Raw genomic sequence first — 25735 nt, 5'->3', positions numbered from 1 at the left:
TGGAGCGCGCAGGCGATCAAAATCCTGGCACGGCGTCACGTAGGTCATGGCTCTTCTGGGCGGCCTGGAGTGTATTGGCCTGGGCCACCTGCCGCTTCGGTGGGCCATCGCGGCGAAAGTCGCTGGGACTGCACTCGAAATACTGCTTGAAGGCGCGGGCGAAGTAGGACGGGTCCTTGAAACCGACCGTATAGGCGATGCTGGTGACCGGCATCTGGCTGTTGCAGAGCAGGTCCTTGGCGCGCTCCATGCGCTTCTGCAGGACGAATTCGACGAAGCCGATGCCATGGGTCTGCTTGAACAGCCGGCTGAAGCGGAACGGCGTCATGCCGCAGAGCTGGGCCATCGTCTTGCCGTCAATCTGCTCGGTGTAGTGCTGCTCGATGTAGCGGACGGCTTTCTGCAGGGACTGCTGTTTGTGGAAGTCCGGCGTGAGGCGGACGCTTTCCGGCAGGTGGTGAGTGCGGGGCAGGTGGTTCTTCCTGTCCTCCCTGGGTTCCCGGCGCAATTTGCACAGTTCCTGGAGTGCGCTGAGGTAGCGGGCGCATTCCGGGTCGGTCAGCGGCAGTACCAGATAGTCCCAGGTACCCGAGCGGAACGCCCAGACCGCGAGTTCTTCCGAGTGCTGCTGGGTCAGCATGGTGATCGGGATGGAGGGGATGGCGTTCTTGAGCTCCAGCAGCAGACCGAGCCCCAGCGAATCGGGGCGGTCGTAGTGCATGCAGATCATGTCGGGGCGCCGGCGGGTATCGATACCGGCCACGCTCAGGTCGCGAGCCAGATCGATCTGGCAGACATCGGCAAACAGTGGAATGAAATCCTGCGCCGAACGGTCATGAGTCAGGTCGAACCACAGCAATTGTGGTACTGCCGTACGGGAGTTCATGGCTGTAACAGGTCCGATTTCGACTGTTAGGAATTACTTACATAGAAGGCAAAGTGACATCGATACAAAGAACCGATGTTCATAAGCATTAGATCATTGTGGATTAAGCAGAGCCCGCAAGGTTTGTAGGGGTCCGGTCGTGATTCCTGTTGACGAAAAAAGTTCCATGAGCCCGTGAGAATTTCTATTTCATTTGATGTTGAGAATAAACATTGAATGGAAAAGCCTCTCTTCGGTACGCAGGAAAGTTGTCTCTCTAATGCTCGTCAATTTTCCGGCGAATGGTTTTCTGCGCTCGTATCCGCTTGAGCGGCTGTCATTTTGCGCGACTCTACGCGCCCGCAAAAAAGTCCCTGAGTTCTGCAAAAAGTTCCTAACCCCTCTTTCGATTGGATAACTAGCGTAGAGATCAGGCGGGGCGGTAATGCGTCGCCGGGTCGATAAAACCAAGCGAACGAGGTGAGCGAAATGATCTTTCAAGCAGTGAAGACTTCAGTACTGAAGTTCATCAAAGACGAAGACGGCCTGACCATTGTCGAGTACGCGGTGGCGGGGGGGTTGATCACGGTGGCGGTGGCCGCTGCATTCATAGCGTTGGGGACAGAAGTTGGTGCGACCATCAACGCTCTGTGCCAGGCAGTCAACGGCAACGTCGCTTGCTGACCCAGGTAGGGCTCTGTCATGACCACCGAGCTGCTGATCACCGCGATCCCGCTCTTCGGGCTACTGGGTATCGCAGTGGTCTTTGATCTCCTCCGCCACCGCATCCCCAACCTGCTGATCCTGTTGGGCCTGGCCCTTGGCTTCGTCAGCCAGGCCTATGTGGCGGGGTGGTCGGGGCTGGGCAACGCCTTCCAGGGCATGGCAGTGGGCTTTGCCGTTTTCCTGCCGTTGTATGCCCTGGGCGGCATGGCCGCCGGCGATGTGAAGCTGATGGCCATGGCGGGCGCGTTCCTCAGCCCCTGGGACGCGCTCTGGGCAGCGGCGTTCAGCCTGATCGCCGGCGGGGTTTGCGGCTTCTTGATCGTGCTGTTCCGCGGTCAGTTGCCGCTGACCCTGGCGCGCTACGGGCTGATGTTCAAGGCCAGGGCCTACCTGGCGCCGGCCAGCCACGAGGTGGCCGGCAAACCTTTCCCTTATTCCGTCGCGGTTCTGCTCGGCACCCTGGGCAGCGTGTACTGGATGAATTTCAGCTGAGCGGGAGGCCGACATGCAGATTGCAAGCGTTCGACAGGCGAGCCCGGCAGCAGGTGGCACCGGCATCGCACGTCTGGCCCCCCAACCAAGGACAGTCGCCGAGACCGGCCTGGCCGACAACCTGCTTGGCGATCTGATCTGCAAGCACCTGCACGACGCCGGCGTGCTGGACATGCAGCGGCTGGTGGAGCGCCTGGCGCTGACCGGTTCGGTGCTGGACGAGCTGCTGGCCTTCCTGCGTAAGGATGGCCGCATCGAGGTGCTTGGCCAGAGCGGCGGGCAGGGCCTGCGCTATGGCCTGACCGACCGTGGCCGCAGCGCCGCCAAGGATGCCTTGCTGCGCAGCGGCTATATCGGCCCGGCGCCGTTCCCGGTGGAACGCTACCGGGAGCTGCTGAGCGCCCAGAGCGTGCATCAAAGCCGGGTGGATGCCCAGGCCATGCGCGATGCGTTCGACGGCGTGGTGCTGCGCGAGGAACTGCTGGACGAACTCGGTCCGGCGATGAATTCCGGACGGGCGATGATGATCTACGGCCCCGCCGGGACCGGCAAGACCTACATCAGTCAGCGCCTGATCAAGCTGTTCCACGAGGCGGTATGGATTCCCCACGCCATCGCCATCAACGAGGCGGTGATCGAGATTTTCGACCCCCAGGTGCACAAGCCGCTGCCGTCCGGCGAGCCGCGCAGCCTGCGCCTGGACGAAGGCATCGACCGGCGCCTGGTGTGCTGCCGGCGGCCCATCGTCATCACCGGCGGCGAGCTGACCCTGGACATGCTGGACATCCGATTCGATCCCTACGCCCGCCAGTACCAGGCGCCGCTGCAACTGAAGGCGAGCAACGGCATCTTCATCATCGATGACCTGGGGCGGCAGCGGGTGGCGCCGGTTGACCTGTTCAACCGCTGGATCGTGCCCATGGAAGAGAAGAAGGACTACCTCAACCTGGGCGGTGGGCGGCACTGCGAGCTGCCGTTCGACCTGATCCTGGTGTTCTCCACCAACCTGAATCCGCTGGAGCTGGCCGACGAGGCCTTCCTCCGGCGCATTGGGTACAAGCTGCACTTCGGCTACCTGCGCCCGGACGAGTACCAGCGCATCTGGCAGCAGGAGTGCGAAAAGCTGGGCATTCCCTTCGACCCCGCCCTGGTCGAGTACGCCATCGAGCGCCTTCACCACGGAGAACAGCGGCCTCTGGCGCCCTGTCATCCGCGCGACCTGCTGGGCATGGCCATGGACCGCCAGCGCTACCTGGGGCTGGACGACGCCGAAGGCCCTTCACCGAAAACCCTGGCCTGGGCCTGGCGCAATTACTTCGTCAGCCTGAACGCCAATTGAACTGGGAGACACCGTGATGAACGCGCGCACGCTGATGTTGATCGGACTCTCGCTGGCCCTCGGGCTGGGCGCGGCCTGGATGGCCAACAACTGGCTGAGTGCCCGACTCGCTGCCGGGCCGGACGACAACCTGCAGAGCGTCGTGGTGGCGACGGTGGAAATCCCTTTCGGGCAAATGGTCGAGGCCCAGCATGTGAGCCTGGTGCGGATGCCCAAGGGCACGGTGCCGGACGATGCCTTCGACAGCGTGGACAAGACCGTCGGCAAGATCGCCACCTTCGGCATGCTGCGCGGCGACATCCTGCGTGCCGCGCGGCTGGCCGAGCACCTTGGCGGCAGCACCCTGGCCTCGCTGATCGAGAAGGACAAGCGCGCGGTGACGGTGCGGGTGGACGACGTGGTCGGGGTCGGCGGCTTCCTGCTGCCGGGCAACCGCGTCGATGTGTTGGCGACCAAGAAGACCGACGGCGCCGGCAACACCGCCAAGTCCGAAACCATCCTCGAAGACCTGCGCGTACTGGCCGTGGACCAGACCGCCAGCACCGACAAGACCCAGCCGGTGGTGGTGCGCGCGGTGACCCTGGAGATGACCCCCGAAGAGGCGGAAAAGCTGGTCAAGGCGAAGACCGAGGGCCAGTTGCAACTGGCCCTGCGCAACCCCCTGGACAATCAGAAGAAGCCCTTGCCCGTGGAGCCGGTGGCGATGGCCGCACCGCCAGCCCCGGCCCCGATCGTTGCGCCCAAGCCGGCCGTGCGCCGCAGCAGTGGCCCCGGTGGCATCACCGTCATCCGTGGTACCGCCGTGGAAACGGCCAAGGCCCAGTTGTAAGAGCAGTGCCGGTGCCTGCCGGCTTCGAACAACCCGCCTCAATATAAAGAGGAACAGGACATGGACATCATCCGCAAACTTTGGTCGTGCGCGCTGTCTGCGATGGCTGCCGGCCTGCTGCTGGTCGCCTCGGTGCAGGCAGCCCAGCCGATGCCCGCGGTCAATGCGATGCCGGCGGCCAACGTGAGCAACATCCAGGTGCCGATCTACAAGTCGCGGGTGCTGACCACTCGGGCACCGGTGAAGAAGATCTCGGTCGGCAACCCGGAGATCGCCGACATCCTGATCACCAGCCCGACCCAGCTCTATCTGCTCGGCCGTTCCCTGGGCAGCACCAACGTGCTGCTCTGGGATGGCAACAACCGGCTGATCGACAGCCTGGACCTGGAGGTGGTGCATGACCTGGGAAGCCTGAAGACCAAGCTGCACGAACTGATGCCCGACGAGAACATCTCCGTCTACAGCGCCCAGGGCGCGCTGGTCCTGCGTGGTCAGGTGAGCAGTGCGGCGGCGATGGATTCGGCGGTGAAGCTGGCCAAGACCTACGCCGCCCAGAGCCAGAGCATCGTGCAGGGCAAGGGGGAGGCCGCCGAAGCCGTGCCGACCCAGTCGCTGGACGTGGTCAACCTGCTGACCATCGGCGGCAGCCAGCAGGTGATGCTGGAAGTGAAGGTGGCGGAGATGCAGCGCAGCCTGGTCAAGCGGCTCGGCGTGCGCTTCCTCGCCATCGGCAAGTCGGGTAACTGGGACCTGGGCGGTTTCAATGACAGCGCGTCCCTGGCCGAGACGTTGCTGAGCAGCGACAAGGGCTTCCTGGCGCGCTTTTCCTCGGGCAGCTTCCTGTTCGACGCGGTGCTCGAAGCGGCCAAGGAAAACGGCTCGGCCAAGGTCCTGGCGGAGCCGACCCTGACCACCCTGACCGGGCAGCAGGCCGAGTTCATCTCCGGCGGCGAGTTCCCGATCCCGGTCTCGGACGACGATGGCATCACCATCGAGTTCAAGGAGTTCGGCGTCGGGGTGAAATTCCTCCCGGTGGTGCTCGACCAGGACCGCATCAACCTCAATCTGAACGTGTCGGTCAGCGAACTGGTGTCGGCCAACAGCCTGGTGGTGAGCACCGGCGATGCGGTCGAGGCCTCCCTGCTGGTGCCGGCGCTGACCAAGCGCAGCGCGCAGTCCACCGTGGAGCTGAGCAACGGCCAGACCATCGCCATCGCCGGCCTGATCAGCGAGAACACCCGCGACTTCGTGAGCCGCTTCCCCGGCCTGGGCGACGTGCCGGTGCTCGGCCATCTGTTCCGCAGCCAGGAGTTCATCAACGGCGAGACCGAGCTGGTAATCCTGGTGACGCCGCATCTGGCCAAGCCCATCGATGCCAGGACGGTGCGCCTGCCCACCGAGAAGATCGTGGAGCCGGGCGACATGGATTTCTACCTGCTCGGCAAGACCAAGGGCGAAGGCCCGGCACGCCAGGTGCCGGTGAGCCTGGGCGTCTCCGGCGGCAATTTCGGTCACGACCTCGACTAGGCGTGGCAATGGGTTTCCCGCTCCCTTCCGGGGCAAAGGTGGAAGGCGCGAGGGGTCGGCACACGCCCCGGTGGCGATCTCTGGCAAGGACACTCTCCCGGAAGGGTGCGGGACTTGAACGGCAGCACAAGGGCGGTACGCCGTCCGGTCATCCCCAGTGAGGTATGTGCGATGAAAGCCTTGATTCCTCTCTTCCTGCTGCTCGGCCTGGCCGGCTGCATGACCTACGACGAGGCCCGGGTGGGCACGCTGGGCTACAGCGTCTACCAGACCCATTACCAGCAGATCGCCAACAAGGATGTGGCGGCCAGCCCCGGCACCGAGGTAGCGCCTACCGGCACCGACGGTCCGCTCACCGAGAAGGTGATGGACGGCTATCGCGGTGTGACCGGCAACGCCGCGCAGGTCGGCCAGCCGATCCAGATCAACATCGGCGATTGAGGGCGCGGCCATGAGCACCCGGATGCAGCGACCCTTCGGCCCGGCGCCACGGCGCCAGCGGGGTGCGGTGATGGTGCTGATCGTCATCGCGCTGGCGTCGATCCTGCTGATGTCGGCACTGGCGCTGGATGGCGGGCACATGCTGCTGAACAAGACCCGCCTGCAGAATGCGGTGGACGCTGCCGCGCTCAGCGGGGCCAAGACCCTGCAGCAGTTGGCGGGGTCGGGCAACGCATCGAGCCTGTCGCGGGACGCCGCCCTGGCCACCCTGACGCTGAATGCCGACGCCAACGGCAATGGCGAGCTGGCCCAGGCGCTGGCCGCCGCCGGTGGGGCCGGGAACATGGCGGTGGTGGAGTTCGCCGCCAGCGTGTATGGCCCGTTCTCCTATCCGGGGCCGGCAGACTCGCGCTACGTGCGGGTGTCGGTGCCGGATTACCCGCTGGCCGGCTTCTTCTGGAACTTCGCCCAGGTGTTCGGCGGCGGCCAGTTGGGCGACAAGGCCGTGGCGGCCATCGCGACGGCGGGGCCGAGCCCGTCGGCGGCGCCCTGCAAGATCGAGCCGATCATGGTCTGCGGCAACCCTAACGACGACCCGGCGGAAAACGGCGGCACCTCCTACTGGGGTTACGGCTTCGGTGACCTGGAGGTGCTCAAGAGCGCGGCGGGCAACGCTTCCGTCATCGGGCCCGGCAACTTCCAACTGCTGCGCCTGGATGGCGCTACCGGTGCCAACGACCTGCGTACCGCGCTGGCTGGCGGCATCGAGAAATGCAACGTGGTCGGCGACGAAGTGGGAACCGAGCCCGGCAATACCGTGGGGCCGGTGGCTCAGGGGCTGAATACCCGTTTCGGGGAATACACCGGCCCTGGCATGAACCCCACCGATTACCCGCCTGATTGGGTCACCCAGTTCAGCCAGCCGCGCATGACATACAACGGCACGACCTCGCAGGTGGAGTACCAGGGCCAACCGGTGGTTTCCAACGGCGGCGACCTCAGCGCCGGCGGAGCGCCGCTCTACGATCTCAACGACTGGCTTGCCGACAGCGCCGCCTGCGCGGCGTCCGGCACCTGCCAGGGCGCCCACGAGCGCCGCATGCTGAACATCGTGATCGGCAACTGCACTGGCGAGTCGGGCGGGCAGGTGGACGTGCCGGTGCTGGACTTCGGCTGCTTCTTCCTGTTGCAGACCGTCCGCCAGCAGGGCTCCGAGGCACAGGTGTTCGGCCAGTTCATCAAGGAGTGCGAGGGCGACGGGGTGGCGGGGCCGACACCGGCCAACGACGTCGGCCCGGTGATCATCCAGCTCTACAAGACTTACATCACCCCCTCGACCCCCAGCACCGACTCCTAGGAGGTGTGCGATGGCCACTGTTGCATTCAGGCGGCGCAAGGACCAGCAGGGGGTGGCCATGGTGGAGTTCGCCGTCGCCTTGCCCTTGCTGCTGCTCCTGTTGTTCGCCGTGGCTGAGTTCGGCCGCATGCTTTACCACTACAACACCTTGCTGCAATCCAACCGCGACGCGGTGCGCTACCTCGCCGGCAAGGCCTGGAACGGCACCCTCGGGCAGGTGGCGATCACACCAGCCTTGCAGACCGAGACGCGCAATATCGCCGTCTACGGGGTGCCGGTGGCGCAACCGGGTAACGAGGTAGTGCCGGGCCTGAGCGTCACGAACGTACAGGTCGGCGCCGTGGGGACCACCCATGTGCAGGTCAGCATCAGCTACGTGTTCCAGCCGGTGATCGGCAACAGCATCCCGGCGTTCGTCGGTGATGCGATTACCCTGAACATCCCGCTGATCGCCACCACCGTCATGAGGGCGCTGTGATGAATCCCCGGGGCATGCGTGGCGTCTATGTGGTGGAGTTCGCCATCATCGGCCTGCTCCTGTTCACCTTGCTGTTCGGAGTATTGGAGTTCGGCCGGCTGTACTTCACCGTCAATACCCTCAGCGAGGCCGCCCGGCGCGGCGCGCGGCTGGCGGCGGTGTGCGACATCCAGGACCCGGTGATCCTGCGCCGGGCGATCTTCAACTCGGCCGACGATGCCGGGCAGAGCGTGCTGGTCGGCAACCTGGACACCGCCGACCTGAACCTCAGCTACCTGGACGAGTCCGGCAACCCGGTGGGCAGCCCGGCCTCGGCTTCCGGTGGGTTCCAGAACATCCGCTATGTGCGCCTGCGGATCGAGAACTTCACCTTCAACTTCCTGGTTCCGGGGTTCACCGGGGTCCTGACCCTGCCCGTATTCCAATCGATCGTGCCCCGCGAAAGCCTGGGCGGCCATGCCGATGGCGCGCAGCCATACGATCAACCATCGAATGTCGATCCTTCCGTAGGGGTCACGCCATGTTGAAGTCGAGAGAGGCATCCATTGCCACCGCTGCCCGCAAGCAGGGCCTGAGCCTGTTGATCAGCAGCCGCGACGCCGGCGCCCTGCGCCATTTGCAGGGGCTCAGCCAGCGTATCCCCAGTCTGCGGGTGAACACCCGTCTGGTCACCAACGGCCATACCGACCCGCTCTATGGGCTGGAGCAGATGCCCGACCTGCTGCTACTGCGGGTCAGCCACCTGTGGCGCGAGGAACTGGATGCACTGTTGCAGCGCCCCGCCCACGAACGGCCGCCGCTGCTGGTCTGCGGTCCCCTGGACGAGCGCGAGGGGATGCGCCTGGCGATGCAGGCCGGTGCGCGCGATTTCCTGCCCGAGCCGGTGGCTGCCGAGGAGTTGCTGAAGGCCCTCGGCCGCATGGTGTCGGAAAGCCGCTCGGGCGGTGGTGCGACCGGGCAACTGGTGGCGGTGATGAATGCCAAGGGCGGCTCCGGCGCCACTCTGCTGGCCTGCAACCTGGCCCAGCAACTGAGTGCCAAGGTCGGCAGCACGCTGCTCCTCGATCTGGACCTGCAATTCGGCAGCGTCTCGCATTACCTGGACGTGCATCCGAACCACAGCCACGTGGAGGTGCTGCAGCAGATCGACGACATGGACGGGGTGGCGCTGCGGGGTTTCTGCAGCCATTTCAGCCCGACGTTGCACATCCTCGGCGGTCGCCTGGACGAACTGTGCCTGCCGCAGGACGTGCAGGCCGAGCAGCTCGAAGCCCTGTTGCGGCTGGCCAAGGACAACTACGAGTGGACCGTGGTGGACCTGCCGCGGCAGATCGATCACCTGACCGGGACGGTGCTGGAACAGGCCGACCGGATCTACGTCCTGGTCCAGCAGAGCATCAGCCATCTCAAGGATGCCGGCCGGCTGGTGCGCATCCTGCGCGACGAGCTGGGCGTCCAGGGCGGCCGCCTGCAAGTGGTGGTGAACCGTTACGACAAGGGCTCGCCGATCAGCCTGCGGGACATCGGCGAAGCTCTGCGTTGCACCGAATTGCAGAAGCTGCCGAACGACTTCGCCGTGGTCAGCGAAAGCCAGAACGCCGGGGTGCCGCTGGATATCCATGCGCCGCGGGCACCGATCACCCAGGCATTGCGCGAATTGAGCAAGGAGCTGGCCGGGCATCAGGCCGATGCGGGGCAGAGCCTATTCAAGCGTGCGTTCAGCCGCTTTTTCGGGGAGTGAGCCATGTTCAGTGATTTTCGCAGCCGATTGCGCCAGCAGCCGGCCAAGAGTGGAAGCAGAGGGGACGAGGCGGATGGCAAGGCCGCCACGTTCGAGGAAGGTCTGGCCTGGGAGCAGTGCGCCCCGACCGAAACCTATGAAACCCGCACCCAGCTCAGCCCGGTGGAGGCGGAGTGGCGCGAGCGGATCTACCAGCAACTGCTCAAGGTCATGGACCTGTCGCTGCTGGATTCCCTGGAGCCGGCCGACGCGGCGCGGCAGATCCGCGACATCTGCCAGCGCCTGCTGGACGATCATTCGGCCCCGGTGAGCGCCTCGAGCCGGCAGCTGATCATCAAGCAGATCACCGACGAAGTGCTCGGCCTCGGGCCGCTGGAGCCGCTGCTGGCCGACCGCAGCGTGTCGGACATCCTGGTCAACGGATACGCCTCGGTGTACGTCGAACGCTTCGGCAAATTGCAGAAGACCGACGTGCGCTTCCGCGACGACCAGCACCTGCTGAACATCATCGACCGCATCGTCTCCAGCCTGGGACGGCGCATCGACGAATCGTCGCCGCTGGTGGATGCGCGGCTGAAGGACGGTTCGCGGGTCAACGCGATCATCCCGCCACTGGCCATCGACGGGCCGAGCATGTCGATCCGCCGTTTCGCGGTGGACCTCTTGAGCAGCGACAGCCTGGTCGAGATGGGCACCCTGACGCCGGGCATCGCCCTGATGCTCAAGGCCATCGTGCGCGGACGCCTGAACGTGCTGGTGTCCGGCGGCACCGGGACCGGCAAGACAACCATGCTCAACGTGCTGTCCAGCTTCATCCCGCACAACGAGCGGATCGTCACCATCGAGGACTCCGCCGAACTGCAATTGCAGCAGCCGCATGTGGTGCGCCTGGAAACCCGCCCATCGAACATCGAGGGGCGCGGCGAGGTGAACCAGCGCGAGCTGGTGCGCAACAGCCTGCGGATGCGCCCGGACCGCATCGTCATCGGCGAGGTGCGCGGCGCCGAGGCGCTGGACATGCTCACCGCGATGAACACCGGCCATGACGGCTCGCTCACCACCATCCACGCCAACACCCCGCGCGATGCCCTGGGGCGGATCGAGAACATGGTCTCCATGACCGGTGCGACCTTCCCGATCAAGGCCCTGCGCCAGCAGATCGCCTCGGCCATCGACGTGGTGGTGCAGCTCGAACGCCAGGAAGACGGCAAGCGGCGGCTGGTGAGCGTGCAGGAAATCAACGGCATGGAAGGCGACATCATCACCATGACCGAAATCTTCGCCTTCGAACGGCGCGGCATCGGTGAAAAAGGCGAAGTCCTCGGCGACTACCGGCCGACCGGCATGGTCCCCGGCTTCCGCGAGGAACTGGCCAAGCGCGGCATCGAGTTGCCGCTGAACCTGTTCCGCCCCGAGTGGATGGAGGCCGTGTAGCCATGAGCCAGATTCCGACAGAACTGATCATCGCCTTTCTCGCCATGGTCTTCACTGCGGTGTTCCTGCTCAGCCAGGGGCTGGTAGTACCGGTATTCGGCGAGGCGGGGCGGGTGCGCAAGCGTATCCGCAGCCGCCTGCACGTGCTGGAGAAGGCCAGCAACCTGCCGAACATGCAGACGGTGCTGCGGCAGAAGTACCTCAAGCGCCTGTCGCCGCTGGAGGCGGCGCTGGAACAGTTGCCCTGGATGGAAAACCTCGCGCAGACGATCGAGCAGGCCGGCCATGAGTACCGCGCCTATCGGGTACTGATGCTGGGGTTGGTGCTGGGCTGTGGCGCCGGCCTGCTGGCCTGGCTGGTGTTCAAGGTCTGGTGGGTCGCCTTGCCGGTGGCGGCGCTGGTGTTCTGGTTGCCGCTGGTGAAGATCGCCCGCGACCGCGCCAAGCGCTTCATGGCCTTCGAAGAGGGCTTGCCGGACGCACTGGATGCCATCTGCCGCGCGCTGCGTGCCGGCCACCCGTTCAACGAGACCCTGCGCCTGGTGGCCGAGGAACACAAAGGCCCGGTAGCCCACGAGTTCGGCCTGACCTTCGCCGACATCAACTACGGCAACGACGTGCGCCGGGCGATGCTCGGCCTGCTGGAGCGCATGCCGAGCATGACGGTGATGATGCTGGTGACCTCGATCCTCATCCACCGAGACACCGGCGGCAACCTCACCGAGGTGCTGGAGCGGCTGAGCAGCCTGATCCGAGGCCGCTTCCGCTTCCAGCGCAAGGTCAAGACGCTGTCCGCCGAGGGGCGCATGTCCGCCTGGGTGCTGGTGGCGGTGCCCTTCGTGCTGGCGGCGGCCATCGTGCTGACCTCGCCGGAGTACCTGCCCATGCTGATCAAGGACCCGCTGGGACAGAAGATGGTCATGGCGGCGTTCGGCGCCATGCTGCTGGGCATCCTGTGGATTCGCAAGATCATCCGCATTCAGGTGTAGTGCGATAGCAGGCCGTTGAAAAACGTAGGCGAGGCAGCCGAGACAAGGCAAAAACGACCGAAAAAGCGCAGTTTACGTGCTGTAAATGAGCATTTTGACTGGGCTCGCATTCGAGGTCGTTTTTAACGCCGTATCGGCAACGCAGGTAGTTTTTCAACAGCCTGATAGTGCAGAGGAGAAGCTGTCATGGATTATCTGCTCGGTCTGATCAATAACGCAGTCGGAAACGAGCAGGCTGCGCGCCTGCTGTTCGTCGGCGCCATCGGGCTCAGTGCCTTGCTGGCCGCCGTCACGCTGGTCATGTTGATCCAGGGGCTGCAGGACCCGGTGCAGCGGCGCCTGAGCCTGCTCAAACGCGGGCACGGCGAGCTGGCCCATGGCGAGCCGCCGCCGAGCAACCTGCAACTGATGCTGGAGCAGGTGGGGCAGCGCTTCTCTTCGGCGGAGGAGGGCAAGGTCTCGGCGACCCGCACCCTGCTCACGCATGCCGGCTATCGCTCGCCGTCGGCGCCGCAAGTCTACTGGGCCGTGCGGCTGCTGCTGCCGCTGCTGCTGATCGGCGTCGCCTTCCTCGGTCTGCCGCTGATTCCCAAGCTGTCGCTGCTGGTGGGTGTGCTGCTGGTCGGCTCGGCGGCGGCGGTCGGCTGGCTGCTCCCGGCGATCTACGTGGACAAGCGCAAGCAGGCACGGATGGGCCGGCTGCGGGCGGCCTTCCCCGATGCGCTGGACCTGATGGTGGTCTGCGTCGAATCGGGATTGGCGCTGCCCCAGGCGATGGAGCGGGTGGCGGAGGAAATGACGGTGAGCCAGCCGGAACTGGCGGAGGAGCTGGCGCTGGTGAACGTGGAAATCCGCGCCGGTATCCCCAGCACCGAGGCGCTCAAACACCTCGCCGACCGCACCGGCCTGGAGGATGTGCAAGGGCTGGTCAGCCTGCTGGCGCAGAGCATCCGCTTCGGCACCAGCGTGGCCGACACCCTGCGCATCTACGCCGAGGAGTTCCGCGACCGGCGTACCCAGGCCGCCGAGGAAATGGCGGCAAAGATCGGCACCAAGCTGGTCTTTCCCCTGATTTTCTGTTTGTGGCCCAGCTTTTTCCTGGTCGCCATCGGCCCCGTGATCATCGGGATACTCAGAACCTTCGGGAAGCTTTGATATGAACAAGGTCAATCTGCTGTTGGCCACGGTGGCCGTGTTGTCGGGATGTCAGACCATGGGGCCGGATGCGGGCGGGAACAGCCGTTCCGGCTACTACGACGGTGGCCGCTCGGTGCTCTACCAGGTGCAGAAGGAGGCCACCTCGGCGGGCCAGGCCATGGTCATGGCGACCGTGGCCTATCGCGGCGGCGACCTGGACCAGGCCCTCTACCAGTACCTGCGCGCCATCGAACTGGACCCGACGCGTTACGAGGCGCTGGTCTGGGTCGGGCGAATTCACCGCGAGCGCGGCAACGATCAGTTGGCCGAGCTGGCCTTCGCCGACGTACTGAACAGCGCGCCGGACAACCTGGAGGCACTGACCGAGATGGGTCTGCTGCAACTGTCCCGGCGCAACCAGGGCAAGGCTGCGGAGCTGCTCGGCAAGGCCGTCGCCCTCGACCAGAAGCGCCTCGGTGGCGGAGCGGGCGAGCTGAAGGTGGACAGCCAGTCGCCGCTGAAGGTCTACAACGGGCTTGGTGTCCTGGCGGACCTGAATGGCGATTTCGACAAGGCCGGGAGTTACTACCGCCTGGCCTTGCAGATCGACCCGCGCTCGGCGCTCACCCTCAACAGCCTGGGCTATTCCCATTACCTCGGCGGGCGTTGGCTGGAGGCGGAGCAGACCTACCGGCGCGGCGTGGCCTACGACAGCCGCTACAAACCGCTGTGGCGCAACTATGGCCTGCTGCTGGCGCGGATGGAGCGCTACGAGGAGTCGCTGTCGGCGTTCCAGCAGGTCGAGGGCGACGCCGAGGCGAGCAACGACGTCGGCTACATCTGCCTGATCGAAGGCAAGCTGGACGAGGCCGAGCAGTTCTTCCGCAGCGCCATCGAGCAGTCCCCCTCCCACAACGAGGCCGCCTGGCAGAACCTGAACCGGCTGCAGCAGATTCGCCGCATCCGCCAGCTCGGCATGTCCCAGCCGATATCGGAAGCGGTCGTTACGGCACCGACTCCCGTGACGGAGGCAATCGCGCAGCAGTGAGCAAGGGCAGGGGCCCGAATTCGTTGCCGGGGCTCCTTTCTGCGCCGGACGAATGAATTCGCCCCTACAGCCCCGTTTGGGTGCAAACCGTTTTTGTAGGAGCGAGCTCTGCTCGCGAACGGGACGGCGCAAAAGCATCGCCAGCAGAGCTGGCTCCTACACGGTGAAGTCCGGTTGGCGAAGGTAATGCCGCTCCGCCCGCATCCGGCGCTTGGTCTACGCTTTCCCATACATCGCCACCAGGGTTGCCGACATGCTGAAAGCCTTCGCCGATCTGGGTTTCCGCTGGAAAATCGCCTTGCCCATCCTGCTTATCGCGCTGTTGCTGGTGGTGATCGGAGGACTTGGCATGCAGGCGATCGGCCAGGTGGCCGACGCCAATGGCAAGCTCACGCATCGTTATCTCCCGGCAGTCAGCCTGTTGTTGAACGCCGACCGGGACCTCTACCAGGCTTTCGTTGCCGAGCGCAGCCTGCTGAACCCCTCGGGCGTCGAGCGGTTACAGGCGTTGGAGAAATTTCACCAGGAGAACATCCAGCAGGCCTACGACCGCGTACACAAATACGCGGCCATGCGTCCCAGCGAGGAAGCCCAGAAATGGGTGATGCAGTTCGATAGCGGCTTGGAGCGCTGGAAAGGCCTGAGCCAACAGGTCGTCCGCCTGGCTGGCAGTGATCCGCAGGCGGCTGCCGTGCTGAGTTTCGGCGACAGTGAGCGGCAGTTCGAGGCGGTGCGCGATGCCATCGACAAACTGGGCGAACTGGAGGACGGCGAGGCCAATACCGTGGGCACCGCCGCCATCGCCGAGAGCGAGACGCGCGCCTGGCAGCAGGGCGCTGCCATTGTCGTCGGGCTGCTGATCTGCCTGGTACTGGTGGTCGGTTTCCCGGTTCTGGTGACCCGCCCGCTGCAAAACCTGTTGCACCGCATCGAACAGATCGCCGAGGGCGACGGCGACCTGCGGGTGCGGCTGGAAGTGACGTCGCGGGACGAGCTGGGCCAGCTCGGGATCGCCTTCAACCGTTTCCTCGACAAGTTGCAGCCGCTGATTCGCGAAGTGGGGCGGGTCACCGGCGAAGTGGCCCAGTCCGCCGATAGCCTGGCCGGCATGTCGGCGGCCAACGACCGGTTGATCAGCAGCGAACACGCCGCGGTGGACCAGGTCAGCGCTGCGGCCACGGAGATGAGCGCAGCGGTCCATGAGGTCGCGCGCAACGCCCAGCAGGCCGCCGACGCGGCGCGGACCGCCGAGGAGCAATCCCACGAGGGCGCCCAGGTGGTTGGGGCGACGATACAGGCGATTCACCAGTTGGCCAGGGAGGTGGAAACGGCCTCGGGCAGCATCGGCGCGCTGGAGCAGGAGACTGCCAACATCGGCGCGGTGCTGGCGGTGATCAAGGGCATCGCCGAGCAGACCAACCTGCTGGCGCTCAACGCCGCCATCGAAGCGGCACGGGCCGGCGAGCAGGGCAGAGGCTTCGCCGTGGTGGCCGACGAGGTGCGGGCCCTGGCGGCGCGCACCCAGGAATCGACCAAGGACATCCAGGAAATGATCGAGCGCTTGCAGCAGGGCGTGCAGAACGCCGTGCGCGCCATGCACTCGGGCAGCCAGCAGGCGCGCGGCAGCGTCGAGCGGGCGGCGGGCGCGGATCAGGCGCTGTCCAGCGCGGGAGACTCGGTACAGCGGATCAACGAGATGGTTGCCCAGATCGCCAGCGCCTGCGAGGAGCAGAGCAGCGTCACCGACGAGATCGCCCGCAACATCAGCGACATCCGCGACCTCTCCAACGAAGCGGCACACACCTCGGAGCAAAGCTCCCAGGCCAGCCGGCGGCTGTCCGAGCTATCCCATGGCCTGGCGCAACTGGTGGGGCGGTTCCGCGTCTGAGATTTCTGTTCCCTCTCCCGTTTACGGGAGAGGGTAAAAACGCGCTACTCCGTCGCTTGGCGGGTTCGCCCTTGGCTCACGCCTATGCGGCATCGCCCTGAAGCAAGAACCTAAGTGCTTGTGGTGGTTGTAACTTTTCTCTGAGCCGGTACAATGGCGCCCGCTCGCTGCTCAGCGAGCGTCGTTATGGTGGCCCTGCCGGTCCCCCCGCAACGATCAGCCGTGAACCCGGTCAGGCCCGGAAGGGAGCAGCCGTAGCGGTGACATCGTGTGCCGGGGTGTGGCTGGTGGGGTCACCTCCAGTTTTCCGGGCGTCAGCGATAGCGCGCCACGATCCTTTCGATCTCTCCCGATGCTTTCATCTCCTCCAGCGCCTGCAGGATGCGTTCCGTCGGTATGTCCGCGGCCTTGCGTACCATGCAGCTGAGGGGCGTGCGCTCGAGCACGTCGATGGCCACCAGGCGATCGTCGCTCTCGTGCTGGAGGTTGAACCAGGCCAGGGCGAGGTCGCTGCTGACGGCCAGGTCGTAGCGGCGGGCGAGGAGTTTCTGCAGGACCAGGTCCTGGCTGCGCGCATCGTCGCGGAGCAGGCTGCCCTGGTCGAAATAGGCCTGCAGCTTCGGATAGCTGTAGCCCAGCACGGTGCCGATGAGCTGGGCCCGGCTGTCGCTCGGCTTCAGTTCCATCGGGGTATCCTGGCGGGCGACCAGCAGATCGCGTTGTTCCATGTAGGGCGGGCTCCAGGCGTAGCCATCGTCTGCGTCGGGTACCCAGGAGCGGGCCACGTAGCAGCGCACGTCGAATTCGCGATTCTGCTGGGCGAGGAGGACGCGCATGCGAGGCATGACCAGAAATTCCGCCTCCCGGCCGACGCGCTCGGCCAGTTCGAGCATCAGGTCACGCATGATGCCGCCGGTCAGTTGCCCGTTATCGATGCTGGCCATGGGCATGGCCCAGCTTTCCATGACCGAAAAACGCAGCGGCTCCGGCGCGGCCTGGCACAGAGCGCATGAACAGAACATCAACAACAGCGCGATTTGGCGCATGGAAACCCCGGCGGGACTGATTACATTCTTCTATTACAATGACGCCCGCCGCACACCTTGGCCAGACTCGCTCTGCCCATCGGGTGCAATTTACGGGCTGCTCCGCTAGCATTAGCGTTTCTGCTTCACTGTCGCGACGGATTCCCATGAGTTATCAGGTTCTTGCACGTAAATGGCGCCCGCGCTCGTTCCGCGAAATGGTCGGCCAGACGCATGTGCTCAAGGCCCTGATCAACGCGCTGGACAACCAGCGTCTGCATCACGCCTATCTGTTCACCGGTACCCGCGGGGTGGGCAAGACCACTATCGCGCGTATCCTGGCCAAGTGCCTCAACTGTGAGACCGGCATCAGCTCGACGCCCTGCGGGCAGTGTTCGGTGTGCCGGGAAATCGACGAAGGCCGCTTCGTCGACCTGATCGAAGTCGACGCCGCCAGCCGCACCAAGGTGGAAGACACCCGCGAGCTGCTCGACAACGTGCAATACGCGCCGAGCCGCGGGCGCTACAAGGTCTACCTGATCGACGAAGTGCACATGCTGTCCACGCACTCGTTCAACGCGCTGCTGAAGACCCTCGAAGAGCCGCCGCCGCACGTCAAGTTCCTGCTGGCCACCACCGACCCGCAGAAGCTGCCGGTGACCATCCTGTCGCGTTGCCTGCAGTTCTCCCTGAAGAACATGCCGCCGGAGCGGGTGGTCGAGCACCTGACCCACGTGCTCGGCGCCGAGAACGTCCCTTTCGAAGAAGATGCCCTCTGGCTGCTCGGCCGTGCCGCCGACGGTTCGATGCGCGACGCCATGAGCCTGACCGACCAGGCCATTGCCTTCGGCGAAGGCAAGGTGCTGGCCGCCGACGTGCGCGCCATGCTCGGCAGCCTCGATCATGGCCAGGTCTATGGTGTGCTCCATGCCCTGCTCGAAGGTGATGCCCGGGCCCTGCTGGAAGCCGTGCGCCACTTGGCCGAACAGGGGCCGGACTGGAACGGTGTGCTGGCGGAAATCCTCAATGTGCTGCACCGGGTGGCCATCGCCCAGGCACTGCCGGAAGCGGTGGACAACGGCCAAGGCGACCGCGAGCGGGTCCTGGCGCTGGCCCAGGCATTGCCGGCCGAAGACGTGCAGTTCTACTACCAGATGGGTCTGATCGGCCGTCGCGACCTGCCATTGGCGCCGGACCCGCGCAGCGGCTTCGAAATGGTGCTGCTGCGCATGCTGGCGTTCCGGCCGGCGGATGTGGATGGCGCACCGAGATCGCCGCTAAAGGACCTGGGAATCAGCAAGGCCACAGCTGATTCCAGCTCGAACCCCGTGGCCGGCGCCGCCGTTGCGGCGCCGGTCGTTGCGCCGGCTGCCGTGCCTGCTGTCCCGCCTGCAGTACCTGCCAGCGTGATGCCCGAGCCCGCGCCGACGCCGGCTCCCAGCGCACCGCAGGTCGCTGCGGCTCCGGAAGCGGTGGTCGCACAGCCTGTTGCCGAAGCGGCGCCTGCTGTGCCGTCGTCGTCGACCCCCGTGCCTGCGGTGGCGGAAGCGGAGAAGATCGACCTGCCCTGGGAAGAGGCTGCCGCCAGCGAGGTCCCGCCGGAAATCGCTCCTGCGCCTGTCGAAGAGACTCCGGCGCCCGCCGTGGCCGAAGCGCCGAGCGCCCCGCTGGTCGAGCCAAAAGCCGTCGAGCCTGTGGTCTCTGCCGAGCTGCCGATAGCGGATGTTCCGGCGTCCGTGGATGTACCGCCGGTCGCCGAGGCTCCCACGCCGGAGGCGGACGACGATGACGAGCCGCCGATGGCCGACGATTACTACGAGACGGACAGCGAGGCCTATGCCTATCTGGATGCCCTCGATCCGGCCGAAGACAGCGCCGTGGCCGAGCCGGAGCCCTTGCCCGCGGTACAGCCGGCCACCGGGCTGGCGGCGGAGTGGCTGGACCTGTTCCCGCGCCTGGGCCTGGGCGGCCTGACCGGGAGCATTGCCGCCAACTGCACCCTGGTCGCGATCGAGGGCGACACCTGGCGTCTGCACCTGGATCCGGCACAGAGCGCGTTGTTCAATGCCAACCAGCAGCGCCGCTTGAACGACGCCTTGAACCAGTACCACGGGCGTCCGATCAAGCTGGAAATCGAACTGATCCGGCCGGAACAGGAAACCCCGGCCCAGGCGGCGGCGCGCAAGCGGGCCGAACGCCAGCGGGCCGCCGAGCTTTCCATCCAGTCCGACCCGCTGGTGCAGCAGATGATCCAGCAGTTCGCCGCGGTGATCCGCGACGGCACCATCGAACCCGTTGAAAGCGTGTGAACCCCTGAATATCCCGAGGTGATCCCCATGATGAAAGGTGGCATGGCCGGCCTGATGAAGCAGGCCCAGCAGATGCAGGAAAAAATGCAGAAGATGCAGGAAGAGCTGGCCAACGCCGAAGTGACCGGCCAATCCGGTGCTGGCCTGGTGAGCGTGGTGATGAACGGTCGCCACGACGTCAAGCGCGTCACGCTGGACGACAGCCTGATGCAGGAAGACAAGGAAATCCTCGAAGACCTGATCGCCGCCGCGGTGAACGACGCGGTACGCAAGATCGAGCAGAACAGCCAGGAGAAGATGGCGGGCATGACCGCCGGCCTGCAGCTTCCGCCCGGCTTCAAGATGCCGTTCTGATCCTCCCAGCCCTGGCGTTCGCCGGGGCTGTTTCTTTCCGGCAGCCGTTTGCCGCTGGCATCGAGACCGGGTGGTCTATGGTTGCCAGGCAGGCTGCGAATCTTTCGCGGTGCATGTTCTCTAAAACCCGATGCTTCGATCTTCGAGGAGAACCCCCATGTCCCGCCATGTCCTGATTGTCGTCACCAGCGCCGACCGCATGCCCAATGGCGAAGCCACCGGCCTCTGGTTGGAAGAGTTCGCCGTGCCTTACCACGTGTTCAAGGAGGCCGGCTACCGCATCACCGTGGCCAGCCCGAAAGGCGGCGAGACGCCCATCGACCCGCGCAGCCGCGACGAGCTTCAGGACCACCCCGAGTGGACCGAGGCGGCGGAAATGTTGAGGCACACCGGCATGCTGGACTCGCGCCTGAAGGCCGCCGACTTCGATGCGATCTTCCTGCCGGGTGGCCACGGGACGATGTTCGATCTGCCGGGGCATCCGGAGCTGGGGCGCCTGCTGGCGGAGTTCGATGCGCAAGGCAAGGTCTGGGCGGCGGTGTGCCACGGCCCGGCCGGCTTCGTCGGCCCCAAGCGGGCCGATGATTTGCCGCTGGTGGAAGGGCGCGAGATGACCGCCTTCACCGACAGCGAGGAGCATGCGGTGGGGCTGGAGAAAGCGGTGCCGTTCCTGCTGGAGAGCACGCTGCGCGAGTTGGGCGCGATCATGAAAACAGCGCCGGATTTTTCGGCCTACGCCATCCGTGACCGCAACCTGATTACCGGACAGAACCCGCCGTCCAGTGCCAAGACTGCGCAGTTGGTGGTGGAGGCGTTGTCCTGAAGATGGTTCCGGGCTGGGTTGATCGCGAATGAATTCGCTCCCACATGAAGGTCCCGTAGGGGCGAATTCATTCGCCCGGCGTGGGTGGGTTGGGCGAATAAATTCGCCCCTATGGGTTGGCTTTGCTTGCGAAAGGGACCATCAAGAGCTTCGCCAGCAGAGCTGGCTCCTACACAAGGTCCGCTGTCCCGGCGAGGCCGGCTCTGCGGCGGATGTAGTCCGGATGACCATTTGACGCTCGCCGGGGGCGCGGGTATAACCCGCGTCTCCTGAACATTCGGTCCGTTTCCATGAGCTTCAGCCCGCTGATTCGCCAACTGATCGACGCCTTGCGCATTCTTCCCGGTGTGGGGCAGAAAACCGCGCAACGCATGGCCTTGCAACTGCTGGAGCGCGACCGCAGTGGCGGCCTGCGCCTGGCCCAGGCGCTGACCCGGGCCATGGAAGGCGTGGGTCACTGCAAGCAGTGCCACACCCTGAGCGAGGATGAACTCTGCCCGCAGTGCGCCGACCCGCGCCGCGATGACAGTCTGCTCTGCGTCGTGCAGGGGCCGATGGACGTGTTCGCCGTGGAGCAGACCGGCTTCCGCGGCCGCTACTTCGTGCTCAAGGGCCATCTCTCGCCGCTGGATGGGTTGGGGCCGGAAGCCATCGGCATTCCCGATCTGATGGCGCGTATCGACCAGGGCGGTTTCAGCGAAGTCATCCTGGCCACCAACCCCACGGTGGAAGGCGAGGCCACCGCCCATTACATTGCCCAGTTGCTGATGCCCAAGGGGTTGGTCGTTTCACGCATCGCCCATGGCGTACCGCTGGGTGGCGAACTCGACCTGGTGGACGGTGGCACCCTGGCTCATGCCCTGGCGGGGCGTAAGCCGATCCATCTCTGACGGCACGAATGCCCCGGCAACTGGCCCGATTGCCGGATTGAAAACCAAGCAAGCGCTCGGTATGGTCGTCGACACCTACCAGGAGCGCAGCCATGTCCGCTTTTCAGGAATACTTCGACGACTCCCATCGACTGGTCCGCGATGCGGTACGCCGCTTCGTCGAGCGGGAAATCCTGCCGTATATCGATGAATGGGAAGAGGCGGAGGAGTTTCCCCGCGAGCTGTACCGCAAGGCCGGCGCGGCGGGCATCCTCGGCATCGGTTATCCCGAAGCCTACGGCGGCAGCCACGAGGGTGATCTGTTCGCCAAGGTGGCGGCCAGCGAGGAGCTGATACGCTGTGGCTCGGGCGGGCTGGTGGCGGGGCTCGGTTCGCTGGATATCGGCCTGCCGCCGGTGCTCAAGTGGGCACGGCCGGAGTTGCGTGAGCGCGTCGTGCCGCAGGTGCTGGCCGGCGAGAAGATCATGGCCCTGGCGGTAACCGAACCTTCCGGTGGCTCCGACGTGGCCAATCTCAAGACCCGCGCCGTGCGTGACGGCGAGCATTACCGGGTGACGGGCAGCAAGACCTTCATCACCAGTGGCGTGCGCGCCGACTACTACACGGTGGCGGTACGCACCGGCGGCGAAGGCTTCGGCGGGGTCAGCCTGTTGCTGGTGGAGAAGGGGACGCCGGGTTTCAGCGTGGGGCGCAAGCTGAAGAAGATGGGTTGGTGGGCCTCGGATACGGCCGAGCTGTTCTTCGACGATTGCCGAGTGCCGACGGAAAACCTGATCGGCGTCGAAAATGCCGGGTTCGCCTGCATCATGGCGAATTTCCAGAGCGAGCGGCTGGCCTTGGCGATCATGGCCAACATGACCGCGCAGCTCGCCCTGGAAGAGTCGCTGAAGTGGGCCCGCGAACGCGAAGCCTTCGGCCGGCCGATCGGCAAGTTCCAGGTGCTCAAGCATCGCTTGGCGGAAATGGCCACTCAGTTGGAAGTCTCCCGCGAGTTCACCTACCGGCAGGCGGCGAAAATGGCGGCGGGCAAGAGCGTGATCAAGGAAATCTCCATGGCCAAGAACTTCGCCACCGACATCGCCGACCGCCTGACCTACGACGCGGTGCAAATGCTCGGCGGCATGGGCTACATGCGCGAAAGCCTGGTGGAGCGGCTTTACCGCGACAACCGCATCCTTTCCATCGGCGGCGGCTCGCGGGAAATCATGAACGAGATCATTGCCAAGCAGATGGGGCTCTGACCTTCCAGGCTCCGCCAGTTTCGACAATCAGTGCTTTACCTCATATGCGAGAATCCATATATTCGGTTTCCCATATGTTCAGCGCTGACTGTCATGGCCGAATCGCTTACCCCTACCTCCCTCTTCAAGTGCCTTGCCGACGAGACGCGCACTCGCCTCGCGCTGTTGGTCGCCCGTGAGGGCGAGCTGTGTGTCTGCGAGCTGACCTGCGCCCTCGGCGAGAGCCAGCCGAAGATTTCCCGGCATCTCGCGCAAATGCGCAGCTGCGGCCTGCTGGCGGACCGCCGCCAGGGCCAGTGGGTGTACTACCGCCTGAACCCGGAACTGCCGGCCTGGGCGAGGGACGTCCTGCACACCGTGCTCGAAGCGCCTACGGCGTGGCTCGACGACGACGCCCGGCGCCTCGCCGGCATGGGCGAGCGTCCGGCGCGGACCGCCGCCTGCTGCCCCTGACTTGCCCTTTCTTCTCTGGAGACACACATGACCCTCAAGGTAGGCATCAACGGCTTCGGCCGTATCGGCCGTCTGGCCCTGCGAGCGGCCTGGGGCTGGCCCGAGCTGGAGTTCGTGCGGATCAACGACCCGGCCGGCGATGCGGCGACCCACGCGCACCTGTTGAACTTCGATTCGGTGCATGGACGCTGGCAGTACGAGGCGGGTGCCGAAGGCGATGCCGTAGTGATCGACGGCAAGCGCATCGCGGTCAGCGCCAACAAGGCGATTGCCGATACCGACTGGTCCGGCTGCGATCTGGTGATCGAGGCCAGCGGCAAGATGAAGACCGTCGCCGTGCTCCAGGCCTATCTGGATCAGGGCGTGAAGCGCGTGGTGGTGAGCGCGCCGGTGAAGGAGGAGGGCGCGCTCAATGTGGTCATGGGGGTGAACCAGCACCTGTTCGATCCGGCCCGGCACCGCATCGTCACCGCCGCCTCCTGCACCACCAATTGCCTGGCGCCGGTGGTCAAGGTGATTCATGAAAACCTGGGCATTCGCCACGGCTCGATCACCACCATCCACGACCTGACCAATACCCAGAGCATTCTCGACCAGCCGCACAAGGACCTGCGCCGGGCGCGGGCCTCGGGCATGAGCCTGATCCCCACCACCACCGGCTCGGCCACCGCCATCGCCGAAATCTTCCCCGAGCTGCGCGGCCGTCTGAACGGCCATGCGGTACGCGTGCCGCTGGCCAACGCCTCGCTCACCGACTGCGTGTTCGAGGTGGAACGGGCGACCACGGCAGGGGAGGTCAACCGCCTGCTCAAGGCCGCTGCCGAAGGCCCGCTGGCCGGCATCCTCGGCTACGAAGAGCGGCCACTGGTGTCCATCGACTACCGGACCGATCCGCGCTCGTCGATTGTCGATGCGCTGTCGACCCTGGTGGTGAACGGTACGCAGGTGAAAATCTACGCCTGGTACGACAACGAATGGGGCTATGCCAACCGCACTGTGGAGCTGGCGCGGTTGGTGGGGCGTGCCGGCTGAGCCGTTGCCTGGGGGCGAGCCTTCATTCGCGATCGGAACGTTTTATCGCGAATGAATTCGCTCCCACAGATTCCCGACGTTTTTCGGACGATCCGATGCCTTTTCTTTCCCGACTCGCCCCGGAAGTCCGCCAGTACCTGTTGGTGACCGGCAACTACTGGGCCTTCACCCTCACCGACGGCGCGCTGCGCATGCTGGTGGTGCTGCATTTCCACACGCTGGGCTATTCGCCGCTGCAGATCGCCGCGCTGTTCTTGTTTTACGAGTTCTTCGGCGTGGTGACCAACCTGCTGGGCGGCTACCTCGGCGCCCGCCTGGGCTTGAACCGCACCATGAACCTCGGGTTGGCGATGCAGGTTGTGGCGCTGCTCATGCTGACGGTGCCGGCAGCCTGGCTGACGGTGCCTTGGGTGATGCTGGCCCAGGCGTTGTCCGGCATCGCCAAGGACTTGAACAAGATGAGCGCGAAGAGCGCCATCAAGCTGCTGGTGCCGGGCGACCGGCAGGGCACGCTGTATCGCTGGGTGGCGCTGCTGACCGGCTCGAAGAACGCGCTCAAGGGTGTCGGCTTCTTCCTCGGCGGGGCGTTGCTGGCGCTGCTCGGCTTCGCCGGTGCGGTGCTGGCGATGGCGGCGGTGCTGGCGGCGATCTGGCTGGCCAGTCTGTTCCTGTTGAGGAAGGAGCTGGGCAAGGCGAAGGCCAAGCCGAAGTTCCGCGACCTGCTGTCGAAGAGCCGGGCGATCAATATCCTGTCGGCGGCGCGTCTGTTTCTGTTCGGCGCCCGCGACGTCTGGTTCGTGGTTGCCTTGCCGGTTTACCTGAGCACGGTGTTCGGTTGGGATTTCTGGTGGGTGGGCGGCTTTCTCGCTGCTTGGATCATCGGCTACGGCATCGTCCAATCGTTCGCCCCGGCGCTGACCGGCAAGCGCAGCGGCCACGTGCCGGATGGGCGCGCGGCCCTCGGCTGGGCCTTGCCGCTGGCGGTGCTGCCGGGTGCGATTGCCCTCGGCCTGGGCAGCGGGCTGCCGGCGCAGCCGGTGCTGCTAGGTGGATTGCTGGTGTTCGGGGCGCTGTTCGCGGTGAATTCGTCGCTGCACAGCTACCTGATCGTGTCCTACGCCCAGGAGGACGGCGTGTCGCTGGACGTGGGCTTCTACTACATGTCCAACGCCCTGGGACGGCTGGTCGGCACGTTGCTGTCCGGCTGGCTGTTCCAGGCTCATGGCCTGGCGGTGTGTCTCTGGGTGTCCTCGGCGTTCGTGCTGCTGGCCGCGCTGCTTTCCATCGGTTTGCCCCGGCACGCCGCCGAGCGGTGAG

The 25735-nt window shown here is 65.4% G+C and carries 25 protein-coding genes, 1 other RNA gene and 1 pseudogene; 25 read left to right on the top strand and 2 right to left on the bottom strand.

Annotated elements, in window-relative coordinates; genetic code table 11:
* Window positions 1–16: 16 nt before the first annotated feature.
* A complete protein-coding gene (locus PIN01S_RS04420) occupies window positions 17–886 on the bottom strand; it encodes a helix-turn-helix transcriptional regulator (protein WP_084333911.1) in 870 nt (289 codons plus the stop codon).
* A gap of 468 nt (window positions 887–1354) precedes the next feature.
* Here PIN01S_RS04420 and PIN01S_RS04415 point away from each other — a divergent pair, with 468 nt between their 5' ends.
* The 17 genes and pseudogenes from PIN01S_RS04415 to ffs all read left to right on the top strand — a co-directional run bounded on the left by PIN01S_RS04415 (window position 1355) and on the right by ffs (window position 16584).
* A complete protein-coding gene (locus PIN01S_RS04415; RefSeq protein ID WP_084333910.1) occupies window positions 1355–1549 on the top strand; it encodes a Flp family type IVb pilin in 195 nt (64 codons plus the stop codon).
* Between the two features lie 18 nt (window positions 1550–1567).
* Window positions 1568–2083: an A24 family peptidase gene (locus PIN01S_RS04410; protein WP_084333909.1), complete on the top strand. Its 516-nt coding sequence runs from the start codon at window positions 1568–1570 to the stop codon at window positions 2081–2083.
* 13 nt (window positions 2084–2096) lie between these two features.
* Complete coding sequence (locus tag PIN01S_RS04405) at window positions 2097–3422, top strand: DUF8689 domain-containing protein (protein WP_084333908.1); 1326 nt, start codon at window positions 2097–2099, stop codon at window positions 3420–3422.
* A gap of 16 nt (window positions 3423–3438) precedes the next feature.
* Window positions 3439–4251 carry a Flp pilus assembly protein CpaB gene (cpaB, locus tag PIN01S_RS04400; protein ID WP_084333907.1) on the top strand — a complete coding sequence of 271 codons (813 nt, stop codon included), beginning with the start codon at window positions 3439–3441 and terminating at the stop codon, window positions 4249–4251.
* Between the two features lie 60 nt (window positions 4252–4311).
* Window positions 4312–5778, top strand: coding sequence for a type II and III secretion system protein family protein (locus PIN01S_RS04395; protein ID WP_084333906.1), 1467 nt, complete (start codon window positions 4312–4314; stop codon window positions 5776–5778).
* Window positions 5779–5949: 171 nt separating this feature from the next.
* Complete coding sequence (locus tag PIN01S_RS04390; protein WP_084333905.1) at window positions 5950–6219, top strand: hypothetical protein; 270 nt, start codon at window positions 5950–5952, stop codon at window positions 6217–6219.
* A gap of 10 nt (window positions 6220–6229) precedes the next feature.
* Window positions 6230–7576 carry a pilus assembly protein TadG-related protein gene (locus PIN01S_RS04385; RefSeq protein WP_084333904.1) on the top strand — a complete coding sequence of 449 codons (1347 nt, stop codon included), beginning with the start codon at window positions 6230–6232 and terminating at the stop codon, window positions 7574–7576.
* A gap of 10 nt (window positions 7577–7586) precedes the next feature.
* Entirely contained in the window at window positions 7587–8054 is a 468-nt protein-coding gene (locus PIN01S_RS04380) for a TadE/TadG family type IV pilus assembly protein (protein ID WP_084333903.1), read from the top strand.
* The gene (locus PIN01S_RS04375; RefSeq protein WP_084333902.1) at window positions 8054–8581 is read left to right on the top strand and encodes a TadE/TadG family type IV pilus assembly protein; all 528 of its coding nucleotides are present in this window, start codon (window positions 8054–8056) and stop codon (window positions 8579–8581) included. Before PIN01S_RS04380 ends, PIN01S_RS04375 begins: the two co-directional genes overlap by 1 nt.
* A complete protein-coding gene (locus tag PIN01S_RS04370) occupies window positions 8575–9795 on the top strand; it encodes an AAA family ATPase (RefSeq protein WP_084333901.1) in 1221 nt (406 codons plus the stop codon). The genes PIN01S_RS04375 and PIN01S_RS04370 overlap by 7 nt, the downstream gene beginning before the upstream one ends.
* Before the next feature lie 3 nt (window positions 9796–9798).
* On the top strand, window positions 9799–11229 hold the full coding sequence (locus tag PIN01S_RS04365; RefSeq protein ID WP_084333900.1) for a TadA family conjugal transfer-associated ATPase: 1431 nt from the start codon (window positions 9799–9801) through the stop codon (window positions 11227–11229).
* A 2-nt stretch (window positions 11230–11231) separates the two neighbouring features.
* On the top strand, window positions 11232–12218 hold the full coding sequence (locus PIN01S_RS04360; RefSeq protein WP_084333899.1) for a type II secretion system F family protein: 987 nt from the start codon (window positions 11232–11234) through the stop codon (window positions 12216–12218).
* Between the two features lie 186 nt (window positions 12219–12404).
* Window positions 12405–13373, top strand: a complete 969-nt coding sequence (locus PIN01S_RS04355) for a type II secretion system F family protein (RefSeq protein ID WP_084333898.1) — start codon at window positions 12405–12407, stop codon at window positions 13371–13373.
* Window position 13374: 1 nt separating this feature from the next.
* Complete coding sequence (locus tag PIN01S_RS04350) at window positions 13375–14403, top strand: tetratricopeptide repeat protein (protein ID WP_084333897.1); 1029 nt, start codon at window positions 13375–13377, stop codon at window positions 14401–14403.
* A 253-nt stretch (window positions 14404–14656) separates the two neighbouring features.
* Window positions 14657–15433, top strand: a pseudogene (locus PIN01S_RS27555) (HAMP domain-containing protein); the annotation flags it as partial.
* Window positions 15434–15511: 78 nt separating this feature from the next.
* Entirely contained in the window at window positions 15512–16291 is a 780-nt protein-coding gene (locus PIN01S_RS27550; protein ID WP_425287674.1) for a methyl-accepting chemotaxis protein, read from the top strand.
* 196 nt (window positions 16292–16487) lie between these two features.
* Window positions 16488–16584, top strand: an RNA gene (ffs, locus tag PIN01S_RS04340) — signal recognition particle sRNA small type.
* Between the two features lie 21 nt (window positions 16585–16605).
* On the opposite strand, the gene PIN01S_RS04335 is transcribed toward ffs, so the two are convergent.
* Entirely contained in the window at window positions 16606–17337 is a 732-nt protein-coding gene (locus PIN01S_RS04335) for a substrate-binding periplasmic protein (protein WP_084333895.1), read from the bottom strand.
* 146 nt (window positions 17338–17483) lie between these two features.
* On the opposite strand from PIN01S_RS04335, the gene dnaX reads away from it, so the two are divergent.
* The 8 genes from dnaX (at window position 17484) to arsJ (ending at window position 25734) form a co-directional block, all read left to right on the top strand.
* Entirely contained in the window at window positions 17484–19625 is a 2142-nt protein-coding gene (gene dnaX, locus PIN01S_RS04330; protein ID WP_084333894.1) for a DNA polymerase III subunit gamma/tau, read from the top strand.
* Window positions 19626–19652: 27 nt separating this feature from the next.
* Window positions 19653–19979 (top strand): YbaB/EbfC family nucleoid-associated protein, encoded by a 327-nt coding sequence (locus PIN01S_RS04325; RefSeq protein ID WP_084333893.1) that lies wholly within the window; start codon window positions 19653–19655, stop codon window positions 19977–19979.
* Window positions 19980–20136: 157 nt separating this feature from the next.
* Window positions 20137–20802, top strand: coding sequence for a type 1 glutamine amidotransferase domain-containing protein (locus tag PIN01S_RS04320; protein ID WP_084333892.1), 666 nt, complete (start codon window positions 20137–20139; stop codon window positions 20800–20802).
* 290 nt (window positions 20803–21092) lie between these two features.
* Window positions 21093–21692 (top strand): recombination mediator RecR, encoded by a 600-nt coding sequence (gene recR, locus PIN01S_RS04315; RefSeq protein ID WP_084333891.1) that lies wholly within the window; start codon window positions 21093–21095, stop codon window positions 21690–21692.
* A 92-nt stretch (window positions 21693–21784) separates the two neighbouring features.
* On the top strand, window positions 21785–22933 hold the full coding sequence (locus PIN01S_RS04310; RefSeq protein WP_084333890.1) for an acyl-CoA dehydrogenase family protein: 1149 nt from the start codon (window positions 21785–21787) through the stop codon (window positions 22931–22933).
* A gap of 93 nt (window positions 22934–23026) precedes the next feature.
* Window positions 23027–23386 (top strand): metalloregulator ArsR/SmtB family transcription factor, encoded by a 360-nt coding sequence (locus PIN01S_RS04305; RefSeq protein ID WP_084333889.1) that lies wholly within the window; start codon window positions 23027–23029, stop codon window positions 23384–23386.
* Between the two features lie 27 nt (window positions 23387–23413).
* The gene (locus PIN01S_RS04300) at window positions 23414–24418 is read left to right on the top strand and encodes an ArsJ-associated glyceraldehyde-3-phosphate dehydrogenase (protein WP_084333888.1); all 1005 of its coding nucleotides are present in this window, start codon (window positions 23414–23416) and stop codon (window positions 24416–24418) included.
* A 95-nt stretch (window positions 24419–24513) separates the two neighbouring features.
* The gene (gene arsJ, locus PIN01S_RS04295) at window positions 24514–25734 is read left to right on the top strand and encodes an organoarsenical effux MFS transporter ArsJ (RefSeq protein ID WP_084333887.1); all 1221 of its coding nucleotides are present in this window, start codon (window positions 24514–24516) and stop codon (window positions 25732–25734) included.
* The last annotated feature ends 1 nt before the right edge of the window (window position 25735 follow it).

This window comes from Pseudomonas indica NBRC 103045, assembly GCF_002091635.1.
GTDB lineage: Bacteria > Pseudomonadota > Gammaproteobacteria > Pseudomonadales > Pseudomonadaceae > Pseudomonas_M > Pseudomonas_M indica.
This window is presented reverse-complemented; position numbering and strand designations above follow the sequence as displayed.